The sequence below is a fragment of the Lysinibacillus canaveralius genome, from assembly GCF_047301505.1.
GTDB lineage: Bacteria > Bacillota > Bacilli > Bacillales_A > Planococcaceae > Lysinibacillus_B.
The window spans coordinates 966,296-991,303 of sequence record NZ_CP154840.1 but is presented as its reverse complement, the minus strand read 5'-3'; the positions used below and the strand labels follow the sequence as shown (position 1 = coordinate 991,303).

The following is a 25,008-nucleotide window of genomic DNA, read 5'->3' as shown; positions in this document are numbered from 1 at the left end:
AAACTTTTATAAGTTCCATGATAGCGGATTTTGTATGTATTGAAAAGTTCGAAAGCACTGTTTTTTACTACAATAATAAAAATAAAGTTACTGGAAAGTTATCCTCCCTAATTATTCACCAGAAAATCAAAAGGGAAACCTAAAAAGGCTCCCTTTTCATTGCTTTTTATAAGCAGTTACGAAACTTTATGTTCCACTAATTTAACAACGCAGCTTGCAAGTGCTTTCTTTTCATCCGACGACGCCACTGACCATAAGTCGGCCAAGACACGCTCTTGCTCATTTTGAGGTTCAACATTTTTAGCTAAATATTCCCCAATTTGAAGAGCTGCTTGATCGATCATTTTTGATGAAACGCCATCGCCTTTTGCATCTTCAACCTTCTCGCCTAAGAAGTGCGTCCATTGCTGCCAGCTTTCAAGTAATCCCATGTTCTCGCCTCCTCTCGACAATAGTATGTCCGAGGTAAACGATTATATGTACCAGCCGCCATTAACATGAAGGATTTGTCCTGTAACGTAATCAGCAGCACCGCTCAAGTAAAAGCGAGTAAGCCTTGAGACGTCGTCTACAGAACCAAGCTGCTGCAACGGTATTTCTTGTGCAATTTCCTGTTTTTCCTCTTCATTTAAATGGCTATTCATCTGCGTATTAATAAAACCCGGTGCTATAGCATTAACACGAATGCCATTATAAGCAACTTCTTGGGCATAGGCTTTTACAAAGGCATGCTGCGCTCCTTTAACAGCCGAGTAGACTACTTCTCCTGCCGCCCCTGCAGCACCCCAAATAGAGCCGATAAAGAGTACATAGCTTTTTGTATTCGATCGCAGCTTATGTGAGACACATGCAAGCAGTCTCATCGGATTTTGTACATGAACACGCCAAAGCTTTTCCATTTCCTCATAAGGCGTGTCCTCGAGCAGCTGCGTATAAGCATGTCCATTTGCAAATACAACTGCATGCAGGGAGAAAATTTGAGCAGCCAACCGGTCGGCTCCGCCAGAATCGGAAAAGTCCGCCTGTACAGGAAGAAACTCCTGAGATGGATAGGCGTCCGTATAAGACGCCGCCATCTTTGTTACACGTTCTTTCCCTAAATGGTAATGAAGATAAAGTGACCAGCCGTCTGCTGCCAAATCATCGCATATCGCTCGGCCGATTTCGCCGGATGCGCCGCATACTAATGCAAATTTTTTCATTTTTGGCGCTCATTCACAGGCAGAATTTTAAATACAGTCTGCTGCTCCTCGCCTTGAATTGACTTGAACGCTTCTTTAATATCTTCCACTGTCAGCTTTTCAATTGTAGGTACGGCGTCAAATAAGTTCATCTCATTAAATTTATAGCGCGTAAATTGGTTTGCTATAAACTCAAGAGAGTTCAGTGCTCGCAGGAAGTAACCAATCTTCTTACGTTTAATACGCTCTACATCTTCTTCCTTGAAGACAGAACCGTCCTCTGCTTCAGCCAAACGTCCTCTAATCGCCTTTTCAAGTTCGTCCGATTTCGGTGTATCCGAGCCTATGAGTGCAAAGCCATAGCCTTTTTCCAATGAGAAATCAAATGCATACGATTCGTCGATCAGACCGTTCTCATATATATTAGTATAAAAATCAGAAGCACGGCCGAACAGACATTCAAGAGCGATTGACATTGCTAATTCGTGCTTTAACATTGCCTCCCCTGACAAATTTACTTCCTTTGCTTTAAGCCCGACATATACTTTTGGCTGCTGTACATCCATTTTCATTTCTCGTTCTTTAACCGCTACTTCTGTTGGCTCATCTTCAAAGATTCGCGTTAATTGTTCGGGCTCCGGAAATTCTTTCTTGTTTTGATTGCCCTCAATGAAGGCCATCATTTCTGTCGGGTCGACTGCACCAACGACAAATAGCAGCATGTTAGAAGGATGATAAAACGTGTTGTAGCATGTATAAAGATGTTCTGCTGTAATTTTATCAATGGATTCAATTGTACCAGCAATATCAATTTTTACCGGATGATTATGGTACATGTTTTCAATCGCGCCAAAGTACAGGCGCCAATCCGGTTGATCATCGTACATCGTAATTTCTTGACCGATAATCCCCTTTTCCTTGTTTACCGTCTCTTCCGTGAAGTAAGGTTCCTGAACAAAGTCCAAAAGTGTTTCTGTACTCTTATAAATATGGTTTGTTGCAGAAAATAAATATGCGGTACGTGTAAAAGAAGTGAAGGCATTTGCCTGCGCTCCTACCTCACTGAATTTCTGGAAGACATCTCCTTCTTCTTTTTCGAACATTTTGTGCTCTAAAAAGTGTGCAATACCATCTGGCACTGTAATCGGCTCTTCTTCACCGATAGGGACAAATGTGCGGTCAATAGAACCGTATTTCGTTGTGAACGTCACAAACGCTTTAGAAAATCCCTTTTTCGGCAAAATATACACGTCCAGGCCATTTTCCAACTGTTTATAATATAATGTTTCATCTAGTTGTTGAAATTCAATTGTCTGCAAAATTAATCCTCCTTACCGCTTAAGAAATAAACCGCTTCCTGGTTGACTTGCTGGGCCATCTTTTGAACATCTTCCTTTGTAACATCTTGCCAACGAGCTGCCCATGTATCAATCGTAAATGCTTCGTTTAAATCTTTGTATTGGTCATAAATCTCAATCTGCCCGCGTGCAGAATCCAAAGCTTCCTTCAATTGGTTTATCAGCATCGCTTTTGTTTGTGCCAATTCCAACTCGGAAACCTCTCCGTTTTGCATCGCTTTCAACTGCTCGTTAATGACATCAATCGCCTTTTCCTCATTTGAAGGTTCGATACCGGAAACGACAAATACAAGGCCATATTGAGAAGAGTAGGAGCTTGATGCATAATAAGCAAGGCTTTCACGTTCCCGTACATTCATAAATAGTTTCGAATGTGCATATCCCCCGAATATTCCGTTAAATATCTGCATTTTAGCAAAATCCTCGTGTCCGAAATGAACAGGTGTCGAAAAACCGATATGCAGCTTTCCTTGCTTCATTTCCTGGCGCTCTTTTGTATAAGCTTCTGGTTTGGATTCTACCTTAATTGGAGCCTGCTTTTCATGTAGCTCCCGGTCCCCGAAAGGCAACGCTTTACTTAATTTTTCTTTTATTTCTTCTGTATTAATATCGCCTACGACATAAATATCGATTGTATCATCAGCCAGCATGGAATCATATGCCTGCTTCAGTGACTGTGGCGTCACTGCGTCCACTTGTTCGATTGTACCGTTTGCCGAAATGGAGGCAGGATGGTTTGGACGAAGAATTTGTGTGAGACGGTATTGAGCATAGCGTGACTTATCATCGAAAATAGACTGGATACGCTGTTTTACCATTTCTTTCTCACGCTCAACAATGGCTGATACAAATGCATTGTTTTCAAGATTTGGTTTAAAAATAGCTGTATGAAGCAGATCAAGAACATCATTCAGCACGTTTGAATTCGCTAAATACTGCTCATTGACTGTTTCTACATTCATTAAAACAGTATGCTCATTTCCGCGCTTTGCCGTATCGAAATATAAAATTGTGCCGAACAGGTCATCTAAATAGCTGCGGAATGCTGCGGATGTGTTGAACCTTTCGTTTGAATGCTGTAGCACATTCGTCAATACCGTTCGCTCTGCTGCATCTTTCTCTGTAAGCGGACGTCTCCATTTAATCGAAAAATTGACCGTTTTAAACTGGGCCGTTTGTCGAATATGTAAAGAAACGCCTTTCGCCAATTGTGTCGTTAAAAACAAAAAAACTCCTCCTGACTACCTATTAAATACAGTTCTATTCTTTATTACTATACATGTGAATATGCGCATAATGCAAAGTTATTATACGACTTTCTGGAAAAGACTACGTTCATAAGAAAAAGCCGCCTCGAAACGAAGCGGCTTATAATTAAATGCTAGTTATTCTATATTGGCTGTAATTTATTTTGCAGCTGAATGCCCAAAACGATTATCGTTTTCCTTTAATATAAGGAATACCCGATGCTTTTGGAGCAGTTGCTTTTCCGATAAATCCAGCTAACGCTAAAATTGTTAGGACATACGGCAGGATTGTTAGGAATACTGGCGGTACTTCCTTAATATATGGAATAGATCCGCCTGCGATTGATAATGCCTGCGCTAAACCAAAGAATAATGCTGCACCCATCGCGCCAATTGGGTGCCATTTTCCGAAGATCATTGCGGCAATTGCCATGAAGCCTTGTCCATTAATCGTGGCATGGCCAAAATCGTTCGTAATTGTTTGTGCATAAATCGCACCGCCAATCCCTGCCATAGCGCCAGAAATCATCACGGCAATATAGCGCATTTTCGTTACGTTGATACCCATTGTATCAGCCGCCATTGGGTGCTCCCCAACAGCCCGGAGACGAAGGCCAAACGGTGTTTTATAAATAACAAACCAAGCAGCAAAAGCGACTACAATTGCGAGAATTGAAGTTCCATATATATCTTGGAACAACAATGGTCCAAAGAAGGGGATGTCTGACAATAACGGGATATCAAAACGGGCTAGGCGTTCAGAGATAAAGTCTGTTTGGCCTTTTCCGTCGAAAATTAACTTTACTAGGAACAATGCTACTGCAATACCTAATAGATTAAGTGCTACCCCTGTTACCGTCTGATCCGCACGGAATGATATTGCTGCAACAGCAAGGAATAGTGAGAATACTGCCCCGACTATCATTGCTGCAACCAATGCTACCCAAGGTGTTAATCCGCCAAGTGCATCTGCTGTAAATAGATTAAATACAATCCCTACGAAGGCACCAATAACCATGATTCCTTCAATCCCGATGTTTACTACACCTGAACGCTCAGAGAATACGCCGCCGATCGCGCCGAAAATCAATGGAGCTGCGTAGAAAATAGCAGAAGGGACGATGAAATACAATACTTCTATAAAGCTCATATTATTTGCCCTCCTTTTTGCTACCGAACTTTTCTAGTAATATGCGAATCACGTAGCCACATGCTACAAAGAAAATGATTAATGCAATAATAATTTCTACAAGTTCAACTGGAATACCAGCTTCATTTGGCATGTTTAACGCACCAAATTTCAGGGAACCGAATAATGACGCACCAAACACAACGCCAAGTGGTGTATTAGCACCGAGTAAAGCTACGGCAATTCCATCGAATCCAATCCCTGTGAAACCGCCTTTAATAGATGCATAACCAAATGTACCTAGCGCTTCCATTGCCCCAGCAAGACCTGCAAACAAACCGGAGATTGTCATCGCTAAAATAATGTTCTTTTTCACATTCATTCCTGAATATTCAGCTGCATGCTGATTGAAACCTACCGCTTTTAGTTCAAAACCTCGTGTTGTACGTTCTAGGATGAACCACATAACAACTACCATAATTAATGCTACAATGATTCCCCAGTGAAGACGGGAATACTCCGTCATTTGTTCTAACCATGTTGAACGGAGTGATGCCGATTCTTGAATCTTGTCCGTCCGATCCCCGCCATCTGACAAATACCGAATAAACGCATTTGTAATATGAAGGGCAATATAGTTCAACATAATTGTTGCGATTACCTCATGTACACTAAAGCGTGCCTTCAGAACACCTGCAATAAATGCCCAGAATGCCCCTGCTGCTGCTGCTGCAAGCAGCGTCAATGGCAAGTGAATGAATTTTGGCAATCCTTCAATCGCAAAACCTACATACGTTGCAGCTACCCATCCCATAATCAGCTGTCCTTCAACCCCGATATTGAACAGCCCTGTACGGAAGGCAAATGCTACAGCAAGACCCGCTAAAATATATGGTGTAATTTGACGAATTGTCTCGCCAATTGTATAGGAATCTCCAAAAATACCGTTCCATAGCGCAATGTAACCATCTACTGGGCTATACCCAGAAGCAACCATTACAATTGCCCCGACAATTAAACCAAGAATAACCGAAATGATAGGAACGAGAATGTTAATGACTCGATTTGACATAAATTATTCGTCCCCTTTCTGCGCTCGACGAGATTGTCCTGCCATTAGCAGACCAAGCTCTTGTTCAGTTGTTTCGCGCGGCTCCAATGTATCAACGATTTGACCATCATAAATAACGGCAATACGATCAGATACATTCATTACTTCATCTAATTCAAACGAGATCAGCAATACTGCTTTTCCTTTATCACGCTGCTCAATGAGACGACGGTGAATAAACTCGATTGCTCCTACATCAAGACCACGAGTTGGCAGTGCAGCAATCAGCAAGTCAGGGTTGCGGTCTACTTCCCGGCCGATAATAGCCTTCTGCTGGTTTCCTCCAGAAAGTGCCCTTGCCGGAGTTGATTCCCCGTGCCCTGTACGAACATCGTATTCCTCAATAATTTGGTTTGCTTTTTTCGAGATTTTTTTATAGTCAATAACCCCAAACTTAGAGAATTCATCCGTATAATAAGTCTGCAGTGCAATATTGTGTCCGATTGAGAAATCTAATACAAGTCCATGCTTATGACGATCCTGCGGGATATGGCCAAGACCCGTTTTCGTAACTTCACGCGGCTTCTTGTTCGTTACATCAATCCCATTCATCATTACTTGTCCGCTCTTCACCTTACGAAGACCTGTAATTGCCTCGATAAGCTCGGATTGACCGTTTCCATCGATACCTGCAATTCCGACAATTTCTCCTTGTCGTACTGAAAGGTTTAAGCCCTTTACTTTATCAATACCTCGATAATCAACAACAAATAAATCCCGTACGTTTAATACTTCCTTCGTAGGATTTGGAGCAGCCTTCTCCGTTTTGAAAGTCACTTGACGTCCGACCATTAATTCGGCAAGTTGGTCTGGATTTGTTTCTGATGTTACTACCGTCCCGATACCTTCACCTTTACGAATAATTGTCACTCGGTCTGATACTTCCATAATTTCTTTTAACTTATGTGTAATGAGAATAATCGATTTTCCTTCAGCAATTAGACGCTTCATAATCTGAATTAACTCTGTAATTTCCTGAGGCGTAAGCGATGCGGTTGGTTCATCAAAAATCAGAATTTCTGCGCCGCGATACAATGTTTTTAAAATTTCAACACGCTGCTGCATTCCTACTGAGATATCTTCGATTTTCGCATAAGGATCAACGTCCAAGCCGTATTTTTCAGATAAAGCAGCAATATCCTTTGCCGCAGCCTTGATATTTACAACGCCTACTTTGGTAGGCTCGCTTCCAAGAATAATATTTTCAGTAACAGTAAAGTTCTCCACTAACATAAAGTGCTGATGAACCATGCCAATCCCTAGGTCATTTGCTACATTCGGGTCTGTAATCTTTACTGATTTCCCGCGCACCTTTATTTCACCAGCTTCTGGCTGATAAAGACCAAAAAGTACGTTCATTAAAGTCGATTTACCTGCACCATTTTCCCCAAGCAATGCATGTATTTCGCCTTTTTTGAGTTGGAGCGTGATATTATTATTTGCTACGAAACCGCCAAATTCTTTACGGATACCAAGCATCTCGATCACATATTCCACTTTACTCACTCCTTTAGGCACATTTATATAAAAATATGAAAATTAATACAAGAAAGAATAGAAAAGGATATCCGCCATTGTATCAGCGTATATGCCTAGGCAACCTATTATCTCTAGTTATAAGTGACCTTCTACTCTTTCATCTATCAATTTGAACAGCGATAGAACGCTTACATTTTGAATTAATAGAATTTTAAAAATGAAGTCCATTATCACAAAATCATCATAGAGATTACGCAGAATCTCTATGATGAATCAAAACGATTACTTTTCTACTTCTGCTGGAACTGTAATATCGCCAGAAACGATTTTTGCTTTATATTCTTCTACTACATCTAATACCTCTTGAGGGATTGCACCGCGAGAGTCAGCTAGGCCAACACCATCTTCAGCTAAACCATAAGTAATTGTTTCGCCGCCTGGGAAATCGCCCGCTTTAGCACGATCAGAAATATCGATTACTGCATTTCCTACACCTTTTAACATAGAAGTCAGTGTTACGTTATGCTCGCCAACTTTACCTTCTTCGTATTGGTCAGCATCTACACCGATTACCCATACGTTTGCATTTGGATCTTTTTCTTTACGCTCTTTTGCTTCTGTGAATACACCGTTACCAGTACCGCCAGCAGCATGGAAGATAATGTCTACACCTGAAGAGTACATACGGTTAGCAGCTGTTTTCCCTAATTCTGCTTTATCGAATGCTTCTGCATAGTATACATCGATTTCAATATCAGGATTTACTGCTTTTGCACCAGCTACATAACCAGCATGGAAGCGTGTAATTACAGGGATAGATTGGCCTCCGACAAAGCCGATTTTTCCTGTTTCAGACATTGTAGCCGCTACTACACCTGCAAGGAATGCACCCTCTTGCTCTTTAAATAGAATAGAAGCAACATTTGGCGCATCTACTTGAGAGTCAATGATTGCCAGCATTTTATCTGGCTGCTGTTCAGCAATTTCAAGAACAGCATCATTCATTAAGTAACCTACACCGAATACTAGGTCGAAGTCACGGCGTAATAATGCGTTCAAGTTTGTGTTGTAGTCAGCATCAGAAGCTGATTGCAGGTAGTCAAAACCTTCGCCTTTTTCTAATCCATTGTCAGCGCCCCACTTTTGTACGCCTTCCCAAGCAGATTGGTTAAATGATTTATCATCTACACCGCCAACATCTGTTACCATGGCAATTGATAAGTCGCCGCCAGCTTCCTCTTTACCAGTATCACCAGCTGTATCATTGTTTGAAGTATCCTTTTCATCATCGCTGCCACATGCTGCTAAAATAGCACCTGCTGCAACTACAGATGAGATTAATAAACCAAATTTACGTTTTTTCATTAGTGAGTCCCCCCAAAAGAATGTTTTAATTAGCAGGAAAAATACCTTGTTCTACACCCGTTTACGAACTACATGGAAACTGAATTTATCAGCCCGGAAGTAGTTCTTTGAATAAAGTACTAATTGGTCATTGTCATCGTAATGAAGCTGCTTCAATACGAGCAATGCCGTTTCTGGCCCGCATTTTAAAATTGGCGAAACCGTTTCATGATAGCCGATCGGATCAATATATGTCACCGCATATGCTACCCGCAGGTTCCCTGATTTTTCAAGGGCAGAAAAAATCGATAAGTCTTCGTTTTTCAGAAACTGTTGCGGCAAATAGCTTGACGGCACCCTATCGATACAATAGACAACCGGTTCGCCATCTGCTGTTCTTACACGTTCAATTGTGATTACATTGTCATCAATGTCGGTTTGGAATCGATTCAAATCGTCTTCAGTAGGTTCTTCTTCCTTTGCACTCATAAAGATAGTCCCCGGCTCCATCCCAGCTTTTTCAATCATGGAAGATACACTTGAAAGGTGCTCGATACCCGATGTAAAAACTGGTTTTGGATTTACGAATGTACCTACTCCATGACGACGCACGATAACGTTTTCCTCTTCCAATAGCCGCAGTGCCTCACGAAGAGTTGCACGGCTTACTCCAAGTGATTTAGATAGTTCAAACTCGGAGGGGAGTTTTTCATTCTCATGATATACCCCTTTTTCAATATCCGATTTCAAACGGTCAATCACCTGTAAGTATAAATGACGATGATCAGTTTTTATTGTCACCTACACCACCACCAAAATTAGAGATCAGACATCTGATGTACAACAATTCCTACTAATTCGTTGATTAATATAACACTTTTATCCGAATATGCAAACACATTTTAAGAAAATTTTTATATAGTAAATCCTACTTTTTTTCTACCAAGCTAAAAATCGACACATTTAAATCATACTATTTTTTCTAACTATTTTGTGATTATTCGATCATAGCCTTAGTCATAAGGACTTGTCTTGGCCTGCTGCCATCAGGTGGACTGACGACTCCTCTCATTTCCATCTGGTCCATAATACGTGCTGCTCTGGCATAGCCAATACGGAATTTACGTTGCAGCATAGATACAGATGCGCTTTGCATTTCGACTACAAGCTGTACCGCTTCATCATATAATGCATCTTTTTCTTCCGACATCTCATGGACAGGCTCATCGGTCGGAATCATTGTTTCTTCATATTGTGCCTTCTGTTGCGAAATCACATAATCAACTACCGTCTGCACCTCCATGTCGGATAAAAAGGCCCCTTGCACACGTGTCGGCTTGGAAGCACCTGCAGGAAGGAAAAGCATATCTCCACGTCCAAGCAATCGTTCAGCCCCCCCCATATCTAATATCGTCCGGGAATCAATAGCACTTGATACGGCAAACGCAATTCGAGAAGGAATATTTGCTTTAATAATACCGGTAATAACATCCACCGACGGACGCTGGGTCGCTAAAATCAAATGTATCCCTGCAGCGCGGGCCATTTGAGCAAGACGAGTGATCGCATCCTCCACTTCTCCCGGCGCTACCATCATTAGATCGGCAAGCTCGTCTACTATAACGACAATGTAAGGAAGCTTCGGCTGCTTGTCTTCATTTTCCTTATTATACGCATCGACATGTTCATTATAACCCTCTATATTTCGTGTACCAGTATGGGAGAATAGGTCATAGCGCCGCTCCATTTCAGACACGACCTTCTGTAACGCCTGTGCTGCCTTCCGCGGATCCGTCACAACGGGTGCCAAGAGATGGGGAATTCCGTTATAGACATTGAGTTCTACCATTTTCGGATCAATCATCATCATTTTTACTTCATGGGGAGCAGCCCGCATTAAAAGTGACACAATAATGCCATTAATACATACTGATTTACCACTCCCTGTTGAACCTGCGACAAGTAAGTGCGGCATTTTATTAAGCTCGGCGAGTTTGGCTTGTCCTGTAATATCGCGGCCGAAGCCGATAAGCAGTTTTGCATCAGGACGGTTGTTTTCTTTTGCCTCCAACACTTCACGTAACGTAACAATAGCCACTTCACTATTTGGAACTTCAATTCCAATAGCTGATTTACCTGGAATCGGCGCCTCAATCCGGATATCCTTTGCTGCTAAAGCCAAAGCTAAATCATCCTGCAAGCCGACAATTTTACTTACTTTAACACCTACATCCGGCAGGATTTCATATTTTGTCACAGCGGGACCAAGATGGACTTGCATAACACGTGCTTTTACACCAAAGCTATGGAATGTCTGTTCCAGTTTTTTTGCATTCGCCTGTATGACACTGTACTCTCCACTTTGATCATGCTCAGGAGGAGGATTTAACAGTTGGAAGGGAGGTAATGTATAAAGAGCATTTTCAGGAGTACTTTCTACTGAAACGACCATTTCTTCTGCCGCTGGCGGCTCCTCTTCCTTCGGCTTTACCCTCTCTTCGCTTCGCTGCATAACATTTTCCGTAAAGGCAGAAATAACCGGTTCGGAATACTCTGTCCGCTCCTCCTCTATCGTCGCGACCGTCTCCTCGGGCTCGCTGCTTGCTCTCGTTCGTTTGGGACGTGTGGAGCTTGTGGAGCGTGCGGTGGGCTTTTTCCCTTTACGCCGTTTAAGCTTAAACTGCATGCTTGGACCCTTTTCAATTAATATAGGAATGAGCGCCTTACCGGTAATCAAAATGACACCGATAAGGAAAAGAACAAATGCTGCAATTTTGGCACCTGAAGCATCAAATAAAACATGGAACATGCTAAATAGAAGCGCTCCGACCATCCCTCCCCCGAGTGAGTCTCCCCGATTTGCAATCCCTTCTGTCTCGATTAAAATACGCCATGTTTCACGAAGTACAGAATCAGTCAATAAGAGATTGGCTTGATGCAGCTGTTCAAAAAGAATGGAGTGGCTGAATACAGCGAAGCTTGCCAAAATGCACTGCAAACCGATTACCATCCGATTTGTCATCCTTACGCCACGCCTTCTTACCATCAGCATACCTGCTACAAAAACGCAAAGAAATGGTACAAAGAAATGCAAATTACCCAGGAAGAACATGGAGACTGTCTGCACAAGCCGTCCAACAACACCCATTTCAAAAAATGAAATCATCGCGAATGCAATTAGTAAAATACCGATAATTTCATATGCTAACGGATGCAGCTCCTTACTTCCTTTGCTCTTTGCTTTTGTTTGTCCCTTCTCCCTCTTTTTATTTTTCTTCTCAGCCATTAAAAACACCTGCTTTCTTTAATAAGGACACACATTTTCCCGAAATCAATTCTATTGCTTCTTGACGTCATGATGTCCATCTTCAGCTTTGTGTAAGCTAAAACTATCACATCCGCTGGAGGCTTTCACTTCTTTCAGCGAGCGTCTAGACATTCAGTGGAAGAAGTCGAAAAAAAGGATTTTCTTTCTGCTGCACGAGCGAAAGAAAATCCTTTAGTCTTAATATTCCATAATAATTGGGATGATCATTGGGCGGCGTTTCGTTTTTTGGAATAAGTAAGTGTTTAGCTCGTCACGTATCTCTTGTTTAATGTTCGTCCATTCAAACGTGTCTTTATTTACATACTTTTCAATAACGGTACGCGCGATATCTGCTGCCTCGACCATCAGCTCTTCGGATTCTCTTACATAAACGAATCCACGGGATAAAATTTCCGGACCAGAGGCAATTCTCTTTTGAGCACGATTCAACGTAACAACCACGATGAAAATACCATCCTGGGATAACAGTTTCCGGTCACGAAGTACAATATTACCAACATCTCCTACACCAATTCCATCGATAAGGACATTTCCTGCTTGTACTCGGCCACTCATGCGCACTTTTCCATTTTTATGTTCTACAATATCCCCTTTATCAGCGATAAAAATCTGGGATTTTTGCATACCAATTGATTGTGCCAGCTTTGAGTGGGCAATCAGCATACGATACTCTCCCTGAATAGGAACAAAGTATTTTGGACGCATTAGATTCAGCATAAGCTTCAAGTCTTCTTGGCTGCCGTGTCCTGATACATGGACTTTTTTATCCGCTGTCAATACACGTGCCCCAGCCTTAGCGATTTGGTTCATTGTGTTATACATTTGTACTTCCAAGCCTGGTGACGGCGTAAATGTAATCAGCACTGTATCTGTTTCTTTAATTTTAATATCACGGTGATGCTTACGAATAATCTTATCCAATGCATCAAGCGGCTCCCCTTGATTACCTGTTGCAATGATGACAATTTCATCCTCCTGGTATTTATGGATATCTCCTACCGGAATCAATGTATCTTCATCAATCTCTAAATACCCAAGGTTCAATCCAAGATTTACTACCTTTTCCAAGGATTTACCTACTACCGCTACTTTACGATATGATGCCTGCGCCTGTGTAAATACCTGCTGAATCCGAATAAAGTTTGATGCATACACCGCTACTAAAATTCGTCCTGGTGCTGCATGGAATGTTTTAGCCAGACGTTCAGCAATTACCGTTTCACTCGTTGTATAGCCTGGACGCTCAGCCTCTGTTGATTCGGAAAGAAGAATAAACACGCCTTCTTCCCCAAGCTGAGCCATTTTTGCTAAATCCGGGCGGAATTTACCTTGTGCCGACTGGTCAAACTTAAATTCCCCTGTGTGTACAATAGCACCTTCCGACGTATGGAATACAACACCAAGTGAGTCCGGAATGGAGTGTGTTGTATGGAAGAAGGTTACATATGTCGACTGGAAATTCATACGACTTTTGTTCGTCACTTCAAAGAACTTCACCTGATGTGGAGCAGGAAGTTCCTTAAGATGTTCTTTTGCCAAAGCAATCGTTAATTTCGATCCGTACACTGGCGCCTTAATTTTTTGCAGGACATAGGCAATCGAACCAATAGCGTCCTCATGGCCATGTGTCAGGAAAATCCCTTTCACACGCTCTTTGTTTTCCTCTAAATACGTAATATCCGGAATAACAATATCGATCCCTAGCATTTCATCTTCTGGGAACATCAATCCGCTGTCTACGACGAAAATCTCTTCATCGATTTCTACTACATACATGGCTTTACCGATCTCTCCCACTCCTCCAAGCGGGATAATGCGGATTACTTCGTTTTTCGTTTTATTCACTTTATTTCCTCCTATGAAATGCATTTCCGCATACGTACAGCTATTGCGGGTAAGAAGGATGGTTAATAGCGATTTTCCATTTTTAAAAGTTAGCTCTCCCTATGATTCTTCCTATAAAGAGCATCTAGCTTTCCTCTCCCTTTCAACCCTGTAAATAGGTAGCGCAAATGCCTAGACATTACTTAAATTAATTATTCATCATTTTCTATAACAGAAAAATTATCCCGAACAGCAACCACTTAAAATTCATTATACGTTGAGTTTCCCATAAGCACAAATCAAAAATACACATGCCCCGTTAGTGACGCCATTTCCTATCTTTACAACCCGTAATAATGTGCTGGTACTTATATCATTTAAAAGCAAAGCCCCTACCTTAAGGCATCAGAAAAGTGAGAGTCGTAGACGTAATATCATCTACATACATGTACTTAATCTATTGAAGCATAGCTGTTCTAGTACTCGTCGTTACGAGTAAAAGAGTTATCCATCCTATTACTTCTTCTATACCATTAGCGAGAGGTTTTCATTCGCATTGATTGAACTTTCACTATATGTATGTGAATGAAAATTACATATCCATTCTTCCCCCCCAGCTTCTTGTTTCTGCACTATTCTTTGCAGGATACAATGCTTCCAGCCATGTAATAGAAAAACCAGCGTGAGAAATACGCTGGTTTTATATCTTTAACTTTAGAGTATGTGTTGCTTAGTATGCATTTAGTGAATCGTTTATTATTGAATCGCCAATTCGCGGAAGTCTTTCGCTTTTTCCTGGTACGTATCCCAGATACGGTCGAATGCCGCTTTTTCTTCTGGTAACATTTCCATCATCGGCATCCGCACATCCAATGTATCAAAACCTAACTTCGTCATCGCATACTTGATCGGTGACGGGTTTGGCTGTGCAAATAACGCGCGCACAAGTGGCAGCAATGCGCGGTGAATTTTCGCTGCCAGTACATGATTTCCTTGTTCAAACGCCTTCATCATCAGCTGCATGTCATTTCCCACGACATGAGATGCCACTGAAATAATCCCAGCGCCTCCAATGGCAAGCAGCGGCAATGTTAAACCATCATCCCCAGAGTAAACTAAAAAATCTTTATCAACATTTTCAATAATATCACCCATTTGATCCAGGTTACCACTTGCTTCTTTAATGCAAGTAATATTAGGAACATCCTTGCTTAGGGCAATTGTCGTTTCTGCCAATACGTTTGCACCTGTACGACCCGGTACATTATATAACATGACAGGAAGAGAGGTTTGCTTCGCAATTGTTTCGAAATGGGCATATATACCTCGTTGATTTGGTTTGTTATAGTACGGCGTTACAAGCATAATACCATCCGCACCATTCTTCTCAGCATTGTGCGTCATCATAATAGAATAAGCTGTTTCGTTATCTCCAGTTCCTGCAATAACCGGAATACGTCCAGCAACTTTTTCCACCGTAAAACGAACTACTTCGATTTTTTCCTCTGTTGACATTGTTGGGTTCTCAGATGTTGTACCGCATGCAATAATTGCATCCGTTCCATTATCGATCAAGTGATTAATAATGCGTTCTAATTCTGGATAGTTAATTGTGCCATCTTTTTTAAACGGCGTAATCATCGCCGTTCCAATACGACCTAAATTCATACTCCGCACCCCTTTTATAATAAGTTATCCTCAATCATCGCTTCAGCTATTTGAATCGAGTTTAGTGCCGCTCCTTTTAACAAATTGTCAGCTACAATCCACATATGGAAGCCCTTCGGATTATCTAAATCTCGACGAATACGGCCAACAAACGTTGGATCTTCACCTTCAGCATAAATCGGCATTGGATATTCCTGCGTTGTTATATCATCTTGTAGAACGATACCAGGTGCATCTTTAAGGGCTGCGAAAATGTCTTCAACCGTCGCTTCCTTTTCAAGTTCAATATAGACAGATTCAGAATGTCCTGAAACGACAGGAACGCGTACACAAGTGGCTGCAACATGCAGACTTGGAAGTTCCATGATCTTCTTCGTTTCGTTAATCATTTTCATTTCTTCAAACGTATAGCCATTATCCGTAAATTTATCAATTTGCGGAATAACATTGCGAGCAATCGGATAATGTTTTTTATCTGATTTTGCAGGAAGGACGTTTGCTTCTACATCCTTTCCTTTTTCCCACTGTGCAGATTGTGTTTTTAACTCTTCTATTGCAGCAATACCGGAACCTGAAACTGCCTGATATGTAGATACTACAACTTTTGTTAAGCCGAATTTCTCACGGATTGGTTGGAGTGCTGCTACCATTTGGATAGTTGAACAGTTCGGGTTAGCGATAATGCCTTTCGGAATTGTTTTTAATACATGACGATTTACTTCTGGTACAACAAGCGGTACTTCTGGATCCATACGGAAGTGACTTGTATTATCAATGACAATTGCGCCTCGTTTCGCCGCTTCTGGTGCAAGAGCTGCTGATACCGACCCGCCTGCAGAGAAGAGGGCAATATCTACACCTTCAAAGCTTTCTGGTGTAGCTTCTTCAATTGTATATGTTTGGCCATTAAACTCGACTGGCTTGCCGGCTGATCGCGCCGATGCTAAAAATTTAATAGATCCGATTGGGAAGTTGCGTTTGATTAAATGCTCCATCATCTTTGAGCCGACCGCGCCAGTTGCTCCGACAACAGCGACATTGTAGTGTTTTGTCATTGTCTCATCTCTCCTAAAAAAAACTAGTTACATAATGTTGCATATTGTATCACAAAATAAGAATATTGTGTACGGTTATTTGACTATTTCAAATACTGAATAAATATTGGCTGATATTGTTTTTTATAAGTAATTGCATGATGAACAGTTTCTACCATCTTAGTGAAATCTGCTATCATTGACGTAGGTTTATTAATTGGATCATCTTGCCCAAACGGTATAAAGTATACATTCTTCGCATTCAAAAGCTTCATGATGTTCATTCCATTTAAACCAAGGGCATCATTTGTAGAAATGCCTAGAACTACTGGGCTTCCGTTACGTAAGGTTGCCTTTGCTGCCATTAGTACAGGTGAGTCTGTCGCAGCATTTGCAAATTTACTAATAGAATTCCCCGTCATAGGAGCAATAATCATACAATCCAATGGCTTACTCGGTCCAAGCGGCTCTGCCTCTGCCATTGAGGAAATAACCTTTTCACCCGCAAGTTCCTCAATTTTTTTTATCCATTCAGCTCCCGTGCCGAAGCGTGTTGCTGCATGCAAAACAGATGGCGTGACAATCGGTACGACGATTGCACCCGCATCTGTTAAGTTTTTGATTTTTGGGATGACATCCTCATATGTGCAGTGGGAGGCAGTAATACCTAGCCCTACACGCTTTCCCTCTAACATTCACACCCCTCCATAATTGAGTCATAAAGAAGATTGGCTGCATCTTCTGAGAAATATTTCCCAGGCAATGCAAGTAACGGTGTATAATCCTGCCGCGTTACAAAGTAACAGCAGCCAGGTGCTGAAGCAAGGTCATATATTGGCATTTTAATTACATCGCTGAACGGCTGTGTCAGCCATTGGGCAGGTATCGTATTTATAAGAGCAGTTGCATCCTTTATATACTCTGGCTGTAAACAAATCGTATCATATCCAAGAAGCTCTGCCTCGAGAAGTTGCGGGCGGGAACGCACGGCAATTGTCACATCAGCATGCAGGCCAGTTAAAGCTTGTGCAAGCAGTTTTGCGACACGGCCGAACCCGGTTACAATAAAATGCTTCCCGCGCAGTGTCCATTCTTTTTGATACCAATAAGAAATGAAGCTCTCTGCAGTAAGCGCAGCATTCTTCCATATAAATGATTCATTTTCCAAATACTGAATGACTCTTTCATTTTTCAACATTGCCCGCCACTCATCTGTTAATCTTCCCGCATAGAATTTTACATGCTTTGTTCCAAGCAGCAGCGGGACATCTATTGCTAATGGTTGTATAGGTAAAACAATATGATCCGGACCAAAATCAAGAACAGTAGCATTTACCCCTGCATCCCAGGTTGCCGCATTTTTATAGAAGACAGTACGGTGCGGCGCTGACATCATCTTCGCCAGCTCCTTCATCCTTGCGTCTCCGCCAATTACCAGCCATCGTTCCGTCATGACCGATCATGCTTTTTCCCATGGATTTTTTGGAACAATATACGGTCCTCTCCAATTAGCAAAATTTCCTCCCATGGAATAAATCCATGTTCTTGTTTCTTTTTGAGAAATGGCAAACTAACAGGAGAGGCCAATTCAAAGCCATGAATTTTTCCTGTTTTCACATCAAATAAACATTCCGATTCTGATAAGAAGCCATACCTCATCCCATTTTCCATTTCAATCAGTTCTTTTTCTGCAAGCTCAGATAATCGCATCATTTCCCTCCTCCCAAGCGAGCTTACCACTACTATATGCATACAATTTCTCATTGTGTGACCGTAAACATAATTCTTTTTAGTAGACATGTAAGGAATTAACTGTATATACTGTATATATACAGTTTAACTTTTAGGGAGGGAACAGTTTGATCATTAAATTAAGCAATGCCAGTGATAAGCCCATTTATGAACAAATCACTGAGCAGATGAAACAGGCAATCCTGAGCGGTTCCCTTCTGCCCGGCGATGCACTTCCTTCGATTCGTATGCTTGCTAAGGAATTAAAAATCAGCGTCATGACGACAAAGCGTGCATATGCGGACCTTGAAAGGGATGGATTTATCGAAACAGTAGCAGGCAAAGGCAGCTTTGTCGCTGCGCGCAATCAGGATTTTCTAAGAGAAGAATTAATTCGTCAAATCGAGGAGCACCTCGTCAAGTCAATGCATCTTGCGAAAACAGCGAATATGTCAAAAGAAGTGCTGCTGGAGCTCTTTACACTATTATTGGAGGAGGAATAAAAATGCCTGCAATTTCTATTCAAAATTTACATAAATCATTTTCTCCCTTAGATGAATTAGCGATATTTTTAAGTAAATATTTATCCAAGTCGAGAATTTCAATTGAAGGGAGTGCAAGATGGTGAACGCAATAGAAGTGAAAGACGTGTCTAAAAAGATAGGTAAATTCGAATTGCAAAATATATCATTTGAAGTAGAACAGGGAACGGTCATGGGTCTTATTGGACAAAATGGAGCCGGTAAATCATCTATCATTCGCTGTATTCTGAATCTATTCAAGAAGACGAGCGGTGAAATTACCATTTTCGGAAAGGATCATGCTCATTTTGAAACCGAAATCCGTGAAGATCTTGGTATCGTATTTGATGAACTGCACGTCCCCGACAATCTGACAGCGATTGATTTGGATAAAATCTATCAAAAGGTATATAAACGTTGGGATAGCGAGTTTTTCTTTTCCCTGTTGGATCGCTTCGATATATCAAAATACGATAAAGTGAAAGCAATGTCCCGAGGGATGAAAATGAAGCTCGCTATTGTGCTTGCCCTCTCCCATCACCCAAAGATGCTCCTGCTGGACGAACCGACAAGTGGTCTCGATCCGATTGTGCGGGATGAAATGCTGGATTTGCTGCTAGGCTTCATGGAGGACGAAACGCACTCGATTCTGTTCTCTTCCCACATTACGAGTGATTTAGAGAAGATTGCCGATACGATTACGTTTATTCATAAAGGTGAGGTGTTGTTCACCGAGACCAAGGATTCATTACTTTACGATTATGGTTTATGGAAAGGGACAAAAGAGCAGGCAACGGAGATCCCATCACACGCTATCGTCGGAAAACGCCCCGGCACGTTTGGCATCGAGCTGCTTGTGAAGCGGGAGTTCGTCAGTCAAGCCTTTCCACTGGAAAGACCGACGATTGAGGAAATCATGGTGTTTCAGGTGAAGGGAGGATGAGCCATGCGTAAGATGCTCCTACAATACTGCTTTCGCAATATGGAAGGCAAATTGCTCGCCATACCGTTCTTCATTTTTCTTTTCATGGGTGTTTTCCTATTGTTCGAGCAAACTTCCTTTGCATTCAGCAGCAGCCTGATTGTATCCGTAGGTATCGTTACGACGTTATTTTTGCAGTTTTGTCGCACAAACGAAAAAATGTTCGCCGTCATGCCTATTCCTAAAAGGGAGTTCATTCAGGTGAAATTCATCTTCCTACTGTCTACTACCTGTATATACATGGTCTTGTTCTTTACGTTATCTATTTCTCTGATACGTATACAGGAAGGATGGTCCTGGAATGTGTGGGCGTCGACAGCTGGAACTGCTTTGTTTATCGCTCTTTTGATTGTCAATCTGCTCCTGTTAGTTGATAACATACCAACTCAAGGGGCATCTGCTATTACACTTATCTTACTTATGTGGGGGATTTTCTTCGCTTTGTTTCTCAAGCCGGCCATTCTCCCCTGGATGACAGAAGTTTTTCACGAACGCGTAATACTCTTAACAGCTATCTTCACCATTTTCCTGGCAACTATGCTGAACTACCGGCTATCTGTTTTGCTAATTCAAAAAATTGATGTACCCTAGGAGGAAGAAAATATGAAAGCCATGCTTCACCTACAATACGGGATGAATAAGAGGTCGCTGTTAATTCGGCTGGTTGGGCTTGCAATCGTCGGCTTGATTTTTATGCATTCCTCAAGTGAAATCAGCATTCCAATCTTCGCGTTCGTTTCCTGCATGGGGGCAGCACGGAGCATTACACTACTCAAGGATAAGAATACACGTATTCTCGTACATTCCTTTCCGATTGAAAGAAAAACGATTGTAACAGGAACATACATACCTGTCCTACTCCATGTATTCATGATTTATGCCCTCCTGTCCCCCTTCCAAGTCTTTAAGGGGCAGGAGCAGGGAGATCTGCACAATTTCCTCATTCCGTATATCGGCTTATTTGCCGCGACCATCGCCTATGCGGCACTGGACCTGCGCGGTATATTCAAGGGCGATCCTTCCCTGGACAGCATGACCGACTCACTCCTCATCTCGTTCGGCACGCTCTTTTCCATCATGCTGCCGCATTGCCTTTTATGCTGGTGGGACCACGAGCCGTCATTCTACATACGCCTGCTTGTCTTCCCGACCATCAGCATCATGCTTTTCTATTGGTCGCTGAAAAAATCCATTCGTCTATATGAAACAAAAGAAATCATTTGATAAAACGGGACGTCCACCCGATCATTAATAATAGTTCATACGCTAACTATCCATATCCAAACTAACAGCAAGCAAAAACGGAGCTAGTCAGAAAGTAAAAACTTTCTAGACAGCTCCGTTTCTTACTAAATCCCCAAGCAGAAGCATTACTCCTGCGGTAGCAGCATGAAAATGCCCCTATGCTTATTTGGGACCGATAATGGCAATTGCCGGTTCAGCTTTTAAAACTTTTTCAATAAGCATATCGACTGATTCCATCGTAATCCCATCTATCCGTTCTAAAATTTGATCGACTGACCGGTGCTTACCATGAACGAGCTCGTTGACCCCGTTTCGGTTCATATGTGCCTCCGTGCCTTCAAGCCCTAATACAAAGCTGCCCTTCAGCTGTTCCTTTGCATTTTCCAGCTCTTCTTCTGTGACACCACCTGTAACAAGATCAAACAAGGTTTTGTCAACTTGATGCTGCAGGGCATCGAGGTTTTGTTTGGATGCACTCGCATAAATTGTGAAAGCCCCCACATCTGCGTAGCTGGATTGGTAACTGAACACCGAATAGGCCAAGCCACGCTCCTCCCGCACTTCCTGGAAAAGACGAGAACTCATGTTACCGCCAATGATGTTGTTTAATGCAATAAAACTATACATATTCGGATCCTTCACACCCATTGCCGGAAAGGAGATCGCAATATGGGCCTGCTCTGTATCTCGGATTTTCACAATCTCTCCCGCTTGGAAGGACGGATATGTCAATACCGCTTCCTCTGCCTGCAGCGAAGCTTCAAAATCACCAAACAGCTCTTCGATTTTTGCAAGCAGCCCCTGCTCGATATTCCCAGCTACCGAAATAACTACATTTTGTGGCGTGTAATGCTTTGCCATATAACGGCGTATCATTTCTGCATCAAATGTCGCAAGCGTTTCAGCTGTTCCCAGAATTGGTCTTCCAAGTGAATCATCCGGATACATGACACTCCATAATATTTCATGGACGTCATCATCAGGAGCATCTTCACTCATATAGATTTCCTCCAGCACAACTTGACGCTCCCTTTCAATTTCTTCCGGAAGAAAGGCAGAGTTGAAGAACATATCCGCCAGCACCTCGATTGCCAGCTCCCCATGATGATCTAGTACTTTTGCAAAATAGCACGTATTTTCTTTTGACGTGAAGGCGTTAATTTCGCCGCCAATACGGTCAAATTCCTCAGCTATTTGTCTTGCCGAGCGGGTATGCGTACCTTTAAATAGCATATGTTCGATAAAATGTGTAATCCCATTCTCTTCAGGGCTTTCATATCTTGAACCGGCATTTACCCATATACCTACTGATAATGAACGGACATGATCAATCTGCTCTGATACAATTCTTACACCATTTTTACATTTTGTAACCTTTACCATAGTTCCCCCAATTGACTAAATAAGAGGCTGCACCGAAGTACAACCTCTCTATCTTGTCGTTATCTATTCATTTGCTCCGGCTAACCATTCGGCAAGCGGCAAATTGATTTTTATTCTTGCTCAGCACGCTCTTTTTCTTCTTTAATAACCACTTTACGCGATAGGTTTACACGGCCTTGGTTATCGATTTCAATACATTTCACAAGAAGCTCATCGCCAAGTTTTAAGACGTCCTCCACCGCTTTCGTACGTTCCTCTTGGATTTCCGAAATGTGCAGCAGGCCATCTTTGCCTGGGAAGATTTCGCAGAATGCACCGAATTTCTCGATACGCTTCACAGTCGCCATGTAGTACTCGCCGACTTTTGCTTCACGGACAATTGATTCAATAATTTCCTTAGCGCGCTGGTTCATCTCTTCATTTGCAGAAGAAATGTAAATTGTACCATCTTGTTCAGTATCAATTTTTACGCCTGTTTCATCAATGATTTTGTTAATTTGTTTACCGCCAGGTCCGATTACGTCACGGATTTTATCTGGGTTGATTTTAATAACAACAATTTTCGGCGCATATTTTGAAAGTTTTTCACGAGGTTGTGAAAGAGTTGACATCATATGATCTAAAATTTGCATGCGGCCAATTTTCGCCTGTGTCAATGCTTCTTCTAGAATTTCACGTGATAAACCATCGATTTTAATATCCATTTGAAGGGCTGTTACACCTTTAGCTGTACCTGCCACTTTGAAGTCCATATCACCAAGATGGTCTTCCATACCTTGGATATCTGTTAATACTGTATAGTGCTCGCCTTTTTTCACAAGCCCCATCGCAATACCTGCAACTGGTGCTTTCAATGGCACACCTGCATCCATCATAGCTAATGTAGAAGCACAAATCGATGCTTGAGAAGTTGAACCGTTTGACTCAAGTACCTCAGATACACAACGGATTGCATATGGGAAATCCTTTTCATCCGGAATAACCGCTAATAGTGCACGCTCACCAAGCGCACCATGACCGATTTCACGACGGCCTGGACCACGCATTGGCCCTGTTTCTCCTACAGAGAACTGCGGGAAGTTATAATGGTGCATCCAGCGTTTTGATTCTTCTACACCTAGTCCGTCAATAATCTGCACATCGCCTAGTGCGCCTAATGTACAAATCGAAAGGGCTTGTGTTTGACCACGTGTGAATAGGCCAGAACCATGTGTACGCGGAAGAATTCCAACTTCTGAAGATAATGGACGAATCTCATCTTGTTTACGGCCATCTGGACGTACTTTATCTTCAGTGATGAGACGACGTACTTCGTCTTTCACCATTTTATCTAAAATCGCTTTTACTTGCTTTAATGTCTCTTCATCAGCTTCTTCAGCTTCATATGTTTCAATTACACGTGTTTTTACCGCTGTAATGTTTTCTTCACGTTCTTGTTTGTCGACCGTCTGAATCGCTTCGTTCATTTCAGCTTCGCTAGTCGCCTTAATTGCTGCTGTAAGCTCTGCATCAAGCTCATAAAGCTCTACTGGACGCTTTTCTTTTCCTACTTCTGCAACAATTTGCTCTTGCAGTGCAATTAATTTTTTAATTTCCTCATGCCCAAACATAATTGCTTCAAGCATAGTTTCTTCCGGCACTTCCAATGCGCCTGCTTCTACCATGTTGATGGCATCTTTGTTACCCGCTACCGTTAAATGAATTGTGCTTTCCCCAGCTTGGTCCACTGTTGGATTGACAACAAACTCGCCATTGATGTAGCCAACATGTACACCTGCAATCGGTCCATCGAATGGAATATCTGAAATTGCTAAAGCAAGAGATGATCCAAACATTGCGGCCATATCTGAAGGGCAGTCCTGGTCATTAGACATAACCATAGAAATGACTTGTACTTCATTACGGAAGCCATCAGGGAACATAGGGCGGATTGGGCGGTCAATCAGACGGCTTGTTAATACCGCTTGCTCTGATGGTCGGCCTTCACGTTTAATAAAGCCTCCAGGGATTTTACCTGCTGCATATAATCGTTCTTCATAGTTTACTGTTAACGGGAAGAAATCTAAAGGCTTTGGAGATTTTGACATTGTTGCAGTCGCTAGTACCGCCGTTTCTCCATAACGCACCATTGCTGCGCCGTTTGCTTGTTTTGCTAACTGTCCTACTTCAATTACTAAAGGACGGCCAGCCCATTCGTAAGAATAGACTTTTTTGTCGTTCATCTAATGAACCCCTTTCTACATTGAGACACACTACGTTACTTTTATTATGTACCATAGTTAGTGTATCAAAAAAGCGTTTTCTATGCTAAATATTTTCAATAAATTACGTGAATTTTCGGAATGCCAATTTAGGAGATGATTGCCACGCTAAATACATAAAGAAAAAGCGGGAAAAATCCCGCTTTTTGTCATGTCTAGCTTTACGCGCCCGCTCTCCGCCA

General features: G+C 41.9%; 22 protein-coding genes. 4 read left to right on the top strand and 18 right to left on the bottom strand.

Annotated features, from left to right (window positions below; translation table 11 throughout):
- Positions 1-176: 176 nt before the first annotated feature.
- From AA0Y26_RS04860 to AA0Y26_RS04785, 16 genes are all read right to left on the bottom strand, one after another.
- The gene (locus tag AA0Y26_RS04860; protein ID WP_413365617.1) at positions 177-431 is read right to left on the bottom strand and encodes a DUF3243 domain-containing protein; all 255 of its coding nucleotides are present in this window, start codon (positions 429-431) and stop codon (positions 177-179) included.
- 42 nt (positions 432-473) lie between these two features.
- Positions 474-1,202: an elongation factor P 5-aminopentanone reductase gene (gene ymfI, locus AA0Y26_RS04855; RefSeq protein WP_413365615.1), complete on the bottom strand. Its 729-nt coding sequence runs from the start codon at positions 1,200-1,202 to the stop codon at positions 474-476.
- Positions 1,199-2,500: an EF-P 5-aminopentanol modification-associated protein YfmH gene (gene yfmH / locus AA0Y26_RS04850; RefSeq protein ID WP_413365613.1), complete on the bottom strand. Its 1,302-nt coding sequence runs from the start codon at positions 2,498-2,500 to the stop codon at positions 1,199-1,201. The genes ymfI and yfmH overlap by 4 nt, the downstream gene beginning before the upstream one ends.
- A 2-nt stretch (positions 2,501-2,502) precedes the next feature.
- A complete protein-coding gene (yfmF, locus tag AA0Y26_RS04845; RefSeq protein ID WP_413365611.1) occupies positions 2,503-3,765 on the bottom strand; it encodes an EF-P 5-aminopentanol modification-associated protein YfmF in 1,263 nt (420 codons plus the stop codon).
- 208 nt (positions 3,766-3,973) lie between these two features.
- Complete coding sequence (locus tag AA0Y26_RS04840) at positions 3,974-4,936, bottom strand: ABC transporter permease (protein ID WP_413365609.1); 963 nt, start codon at positions 4,934-4,936, stop codon at positions 3,974-3,976.
- A 1-nt stretch (position 4,937) separates the two neighbouring features.
- Positions 4,938-5,987, bottom strand: coding sequence for an ABC transporter permease (locus AA0Y26_RS04835; protein WP_413365607.1), 1,050 nt, complete (start codon positions 5,985-5,987; stop codon positions 4,938-4,940).
- Between the two features lie 3 nt (positions 5,988-5,990).
- Positions 5,991-7,523: an ABC transporter ATP-binding protein gene (locus AA0Y26_RS04830; protein ID WP_413365605.1), complete on the bottom strand. Its 1,533-nt coding sequence runs from the start codon at positions 7,521-7,523 to the stop codon at positions 5,991-5,993.
- Between the two features lie 264 nt (positions 7,524-7,787).
- A complete protein-coding gene (locus AA0Y26_RS04825; protein ID WP_413365603.1) occupies positions 7,788-8,870 on the bottom strand; it encodes a BMP family lipoprotein in 1,083 nt (360 codons plus the stop codon).
- A gap of 51 nt (positions 8,871-8,921) precedes the next feature.
- Positions 8,922-9,650: a GntR family transcriptional regulator gene (locus tag AA0Y26_RS04820; protein WP_413365601.1), complete on the bottom strand. Its 729-nt coding sequence runs from the start codon at positions 9,648-9,650 to the stop codon at positions 8,922-8,924.
- Positions 9,651-9,846: 196 nt separating this feature from the next.
- Positions 9,847-12,135, bottom strand: a complete 2,289-nt coding sequence (locus AA0Y26_RS04815) for a DNA translocase FtsK (RefSeq protein ID WP_413365599.1) — start codon at positions 12,133-12,135, stop codon at positions 9,847-9,849.
- 219 nt (positions 12,136-12,354) lie between these two features.
- Positions 12,355-14,022: a ribonuclease J gene (locus tag AA0Y26_RS04810; protein WP_413365597.1), complete on the bottom strand. Its 1,668-nt coding sequence runs from the start codon at positions 14,020-14,022 to the stop codon at positions 12,355-12,357.
- Between the two features lie 735 nt (positions 14,023-14,757).
- Positions 14,758-15,669, bottom strand: coding sequence for a 4-hydroxy-tetrahydrodipicolinate synthase (gene dapA, locus AA0Y26_RS04805; protein WP_413365595.1), 912 nt, complete (start codon positions 15,667-15,669; stop codon positions 14,758-14,760).
- A 14-nt stretch (positions 15,670-15,683) separates the two neighbouring features.
- The gene (locus tag AA0Y26_RS04800) at positions 15,684-16,724 is read right to left on the bottom strand and encodes an aspartate-semialdehyde dehydrogenase (RefSeq protein ID WP_413365593.1); all 1,041 of its coding nucleotides are present in this window, start codon (positions 16,722-16,724) and stop codon (positions 15,684-15,686) included.
- A gap of 83 nt (positions 16,725-16,807) precedes the next feature.
- A complete protein-coding gene (locus AA0Y26_RS04795) occupies positions 16,808-17,398 on the bottom strand; it encodes a dipicolinate synthase subunit B (protein WP_413365591.1) in 591 nt (196 codons plus the stop codon).
- A complete protein-coding gene (locus tag AA0Y26_RS04790; RefSeq protein WP_413365590.1) occupies positions 17,392-18,156 on the bottom strand; it encodes a dipicolinate synthase subunit A in 765 nt (254 codons plus the stop codon). Before AA0Y26_RS04790 ends, AA0Y26_RS04795 begins: the two co-directional genes overlap by 7 nt.
- A complete protein-coding gene (locus AA0Y26_RS04785; protein WP_413368051.1) occupies positions 18,153-18,413 on the bottom strand; it encodes a YlmC/YmxH family sporulation protein in 261 nt (86 codons plus the stop codon). Before AA0Y26_RS04785 ends, AA0Y26_RS04790 begins: the two co-directional genes overlap by 4 nt.
- Before the next feature lie 149 nt (positions 18,414-18,562).
- Here AA0Y26_RS04785 and AA0Y26_RS04780 point away from each other — a divergent pair, with 149 nt between their 5' ends.
- From AA0Y26_RS04780 to AA0Y26_RS04765, 4 genes are all read left to right on the top strand, one after another.
- Positions 18,563-18,937: a GntR family transcriptional regulator gene (locus tag AA0Y26_RS04780; RefSeq protein WP_413365588.1), complete on the top strand. Its 375-nt coding sequence runs from the start codon at positions 18,563-18,565 to the stop codon at positions 18,935-18,937.
- Positions 18,938-19,055: 118 nt separating this feature from the next.
- A complete protein-coding gene (locus AA0Y26_RS04775; RefSeq protein WP_413365586.1) occupies positions 19,056-19,898 on the top strand; it encodes an ABC transporter ATP-binding protein in 843 nt (280 codons plus the stop codon).
- A gap of 3 nt (positions 19,899-19,901) precedes the next feature.
- Positions 19,902-20,528 carry a hypothetical protein gene (locus AA0Y26_RS04770; protein WP_413365585.1) on the top strand — a complete coding sequence of 209 codons (627 nt, stop codon included), beginning with the start codon at positions 19,902-19,904 and terminating at the stop codon, positions 20,526-20,528.
- 12 nt (positions 20,529-20,540) lie between these two features.
- A complete protein-coding gene (locus AA0Y26_RS04765; protein WP_413365583.1) occupies positions 20,541-21,161 on the top strand; it encodes an ABC-2 transporter permease in 621 nt (206 codons plus the stop codon).
- A 183-nt stretch (positions 21,162-21,344) separates the two neighbouring features.
- On the opposite strand, the gene AA0Y26_RS04760 is transcribed toward AA0Y26_RS04765, so the two are convergent.
- Together AA0Y26_RS04760 and pnp are read right to left on the bottom strand one after the other, a co-directional pair.
- Positions 21,345-22,565, bottom strand: coding sequence for a M16 family metallopeptidase (locus AA0Y26_RS04760; protein WP_413365581.1), 1,221 nt, complete (start codon positions 22,563-22,565; stop codon positions 21,345-21,347).
- A gap of 110 nt (positions 22,566-22,675) precedes the next feature.
- Positions 22,676-24,787, bottom strand: a complete 2,112-nt coding sequence (pnp, locus tag AA0Y26_RS04755) for a polyribonucleotide nucleotidyltransferase (protein ID WP_413365580.1) — start codon at positions 24,785-24,787, stop codon at positions 22,676-22,678.
- Positions 24,788-25,008: the final 221 nt, after the last annotated feature.

What these genes read in the sequence shown, in the direction of transcription:
- AA0Y26_RS04860 (WP_413365617.1), bottom strand. Translation starts at nt 431, where the DNA reads ATGGGATTACTTGAAAGCTGGCAGCAATGGACGCACTTCTTAGGCGAG.
- ymfI (WP_413365615.1), bottom strand. Translation starts at nt 1,202, where the DNA reads ATGAAAAAATTTGCATTAGTATGCGGCGCATCCGGCGAAATCGGCCGA.
- AA0Y26_RS04840 (WP_413365609.1), bottom strand. Translation starts at nt 4,936, where the DNA reads ATGAGCTTTATAGAAGTATTGTATTTCATCGTCCCTTCTGCTATTTTC.
- AA0Y26_RS04835 (WP_413365607.1), bottom strand. Translation starts at nt 5,987, where the DNA reads ATGTCAAATCGAGTCATTAACATTCTCGTTCCTATCATTTCGGTTATT.
- AA0Y26_RS04825 (WP_413365603.1), bottom strand. Translation starts at nt 8,870, where the DNA reads ATGAAAAAACGTAAATTTGGTTTATTAATCTCATCTGTAGTTGCAGCA.
- AA0Y26_RS04815 (WP_413365599.1), bottom strand. Translation starts at nt 12,135, where the DNA reads ATGGCTGAGAAGAAAAATAAAAAGAGGGAGAAGGGACAAACAAAAGCA.
- dapA (WP_413365595.1), bottom strand. Translation starts at nt 15,669, where the DNA reads ATGAATTTAGGTCGTATTGGAACGGCGATGATTACGCCGTTTAAAAAA.
- AA0Y26_RS04800 (WP_413365593.1), bottom strand. Translation starts at nt 16,724, where the DNA reads ATGACAAAACACTACAATGTCGCTGTTGTCGGAGCAACTGGCGCGGTC.
- AA0Y26_RS04795 (WP_413365591.1), bottom strand. Translation starts at nt 17,398, where the DNA reads ATGTTAGAGGGAAAGCGTGTAGGGCTAGGTATTACTGCCTCCCACTGC.
- AA0Y26_RS04790 (WP_413365590.1), bottom strand. Translation starts at nt 18,156, where the DNA reads ATGACGGAACGATGGCTGGTAATTGGCGGAGACGCAAGGATGAAGGAG.
- AA0Y26_RS04785 (WP_413368051.1), bottom strand. Translation starts at nt 18,413, where the DNA reads ATGCGATTATCTGAGCTTGCAGAAAAAGAACTGATTGAAATGGAAAAT.
- AA0Y26_RS04775 (WP_413365586.1), top strand. Translation starts at nt 19,056, where the DNA reads ATGGTGAACGCAATAGAAGTGAAAGACGTGTCTAAAAAGATAGGTAAA.
- AA0Y26_RS04770 (WP_413365585.1), top strand. Translation starts at nt 19,902, where the DNA reads ATGCGTAAGATGCTCCTACAATACTGCTTTCGCAATATGGAAGGCAAA.
- AA0Y26_RS04765 (WP_413365583.1), top strand. Translation starts at nt 20,541, where the DNA reads ATGAAAGCCATGCTTCACCTACAATACGGGATGAATAAGAGGTCGCTG.
- AA0Y26_RS04760 (WP_413365581.1), bottom strand. Translation starts at nt 22,565, where the DNA reads ATGGTAAAGGTTACAAAATGTAAAAATGGTGTAAGAATTGTATCAGAG.
- pnp (WP_413365580.1), bottom strand. Translation starts at nt 24,787, where the DNA reads ATGAACGACAAAAAAGTCTATTCTTACGAATGGGCTGGCCGTCCTTTA.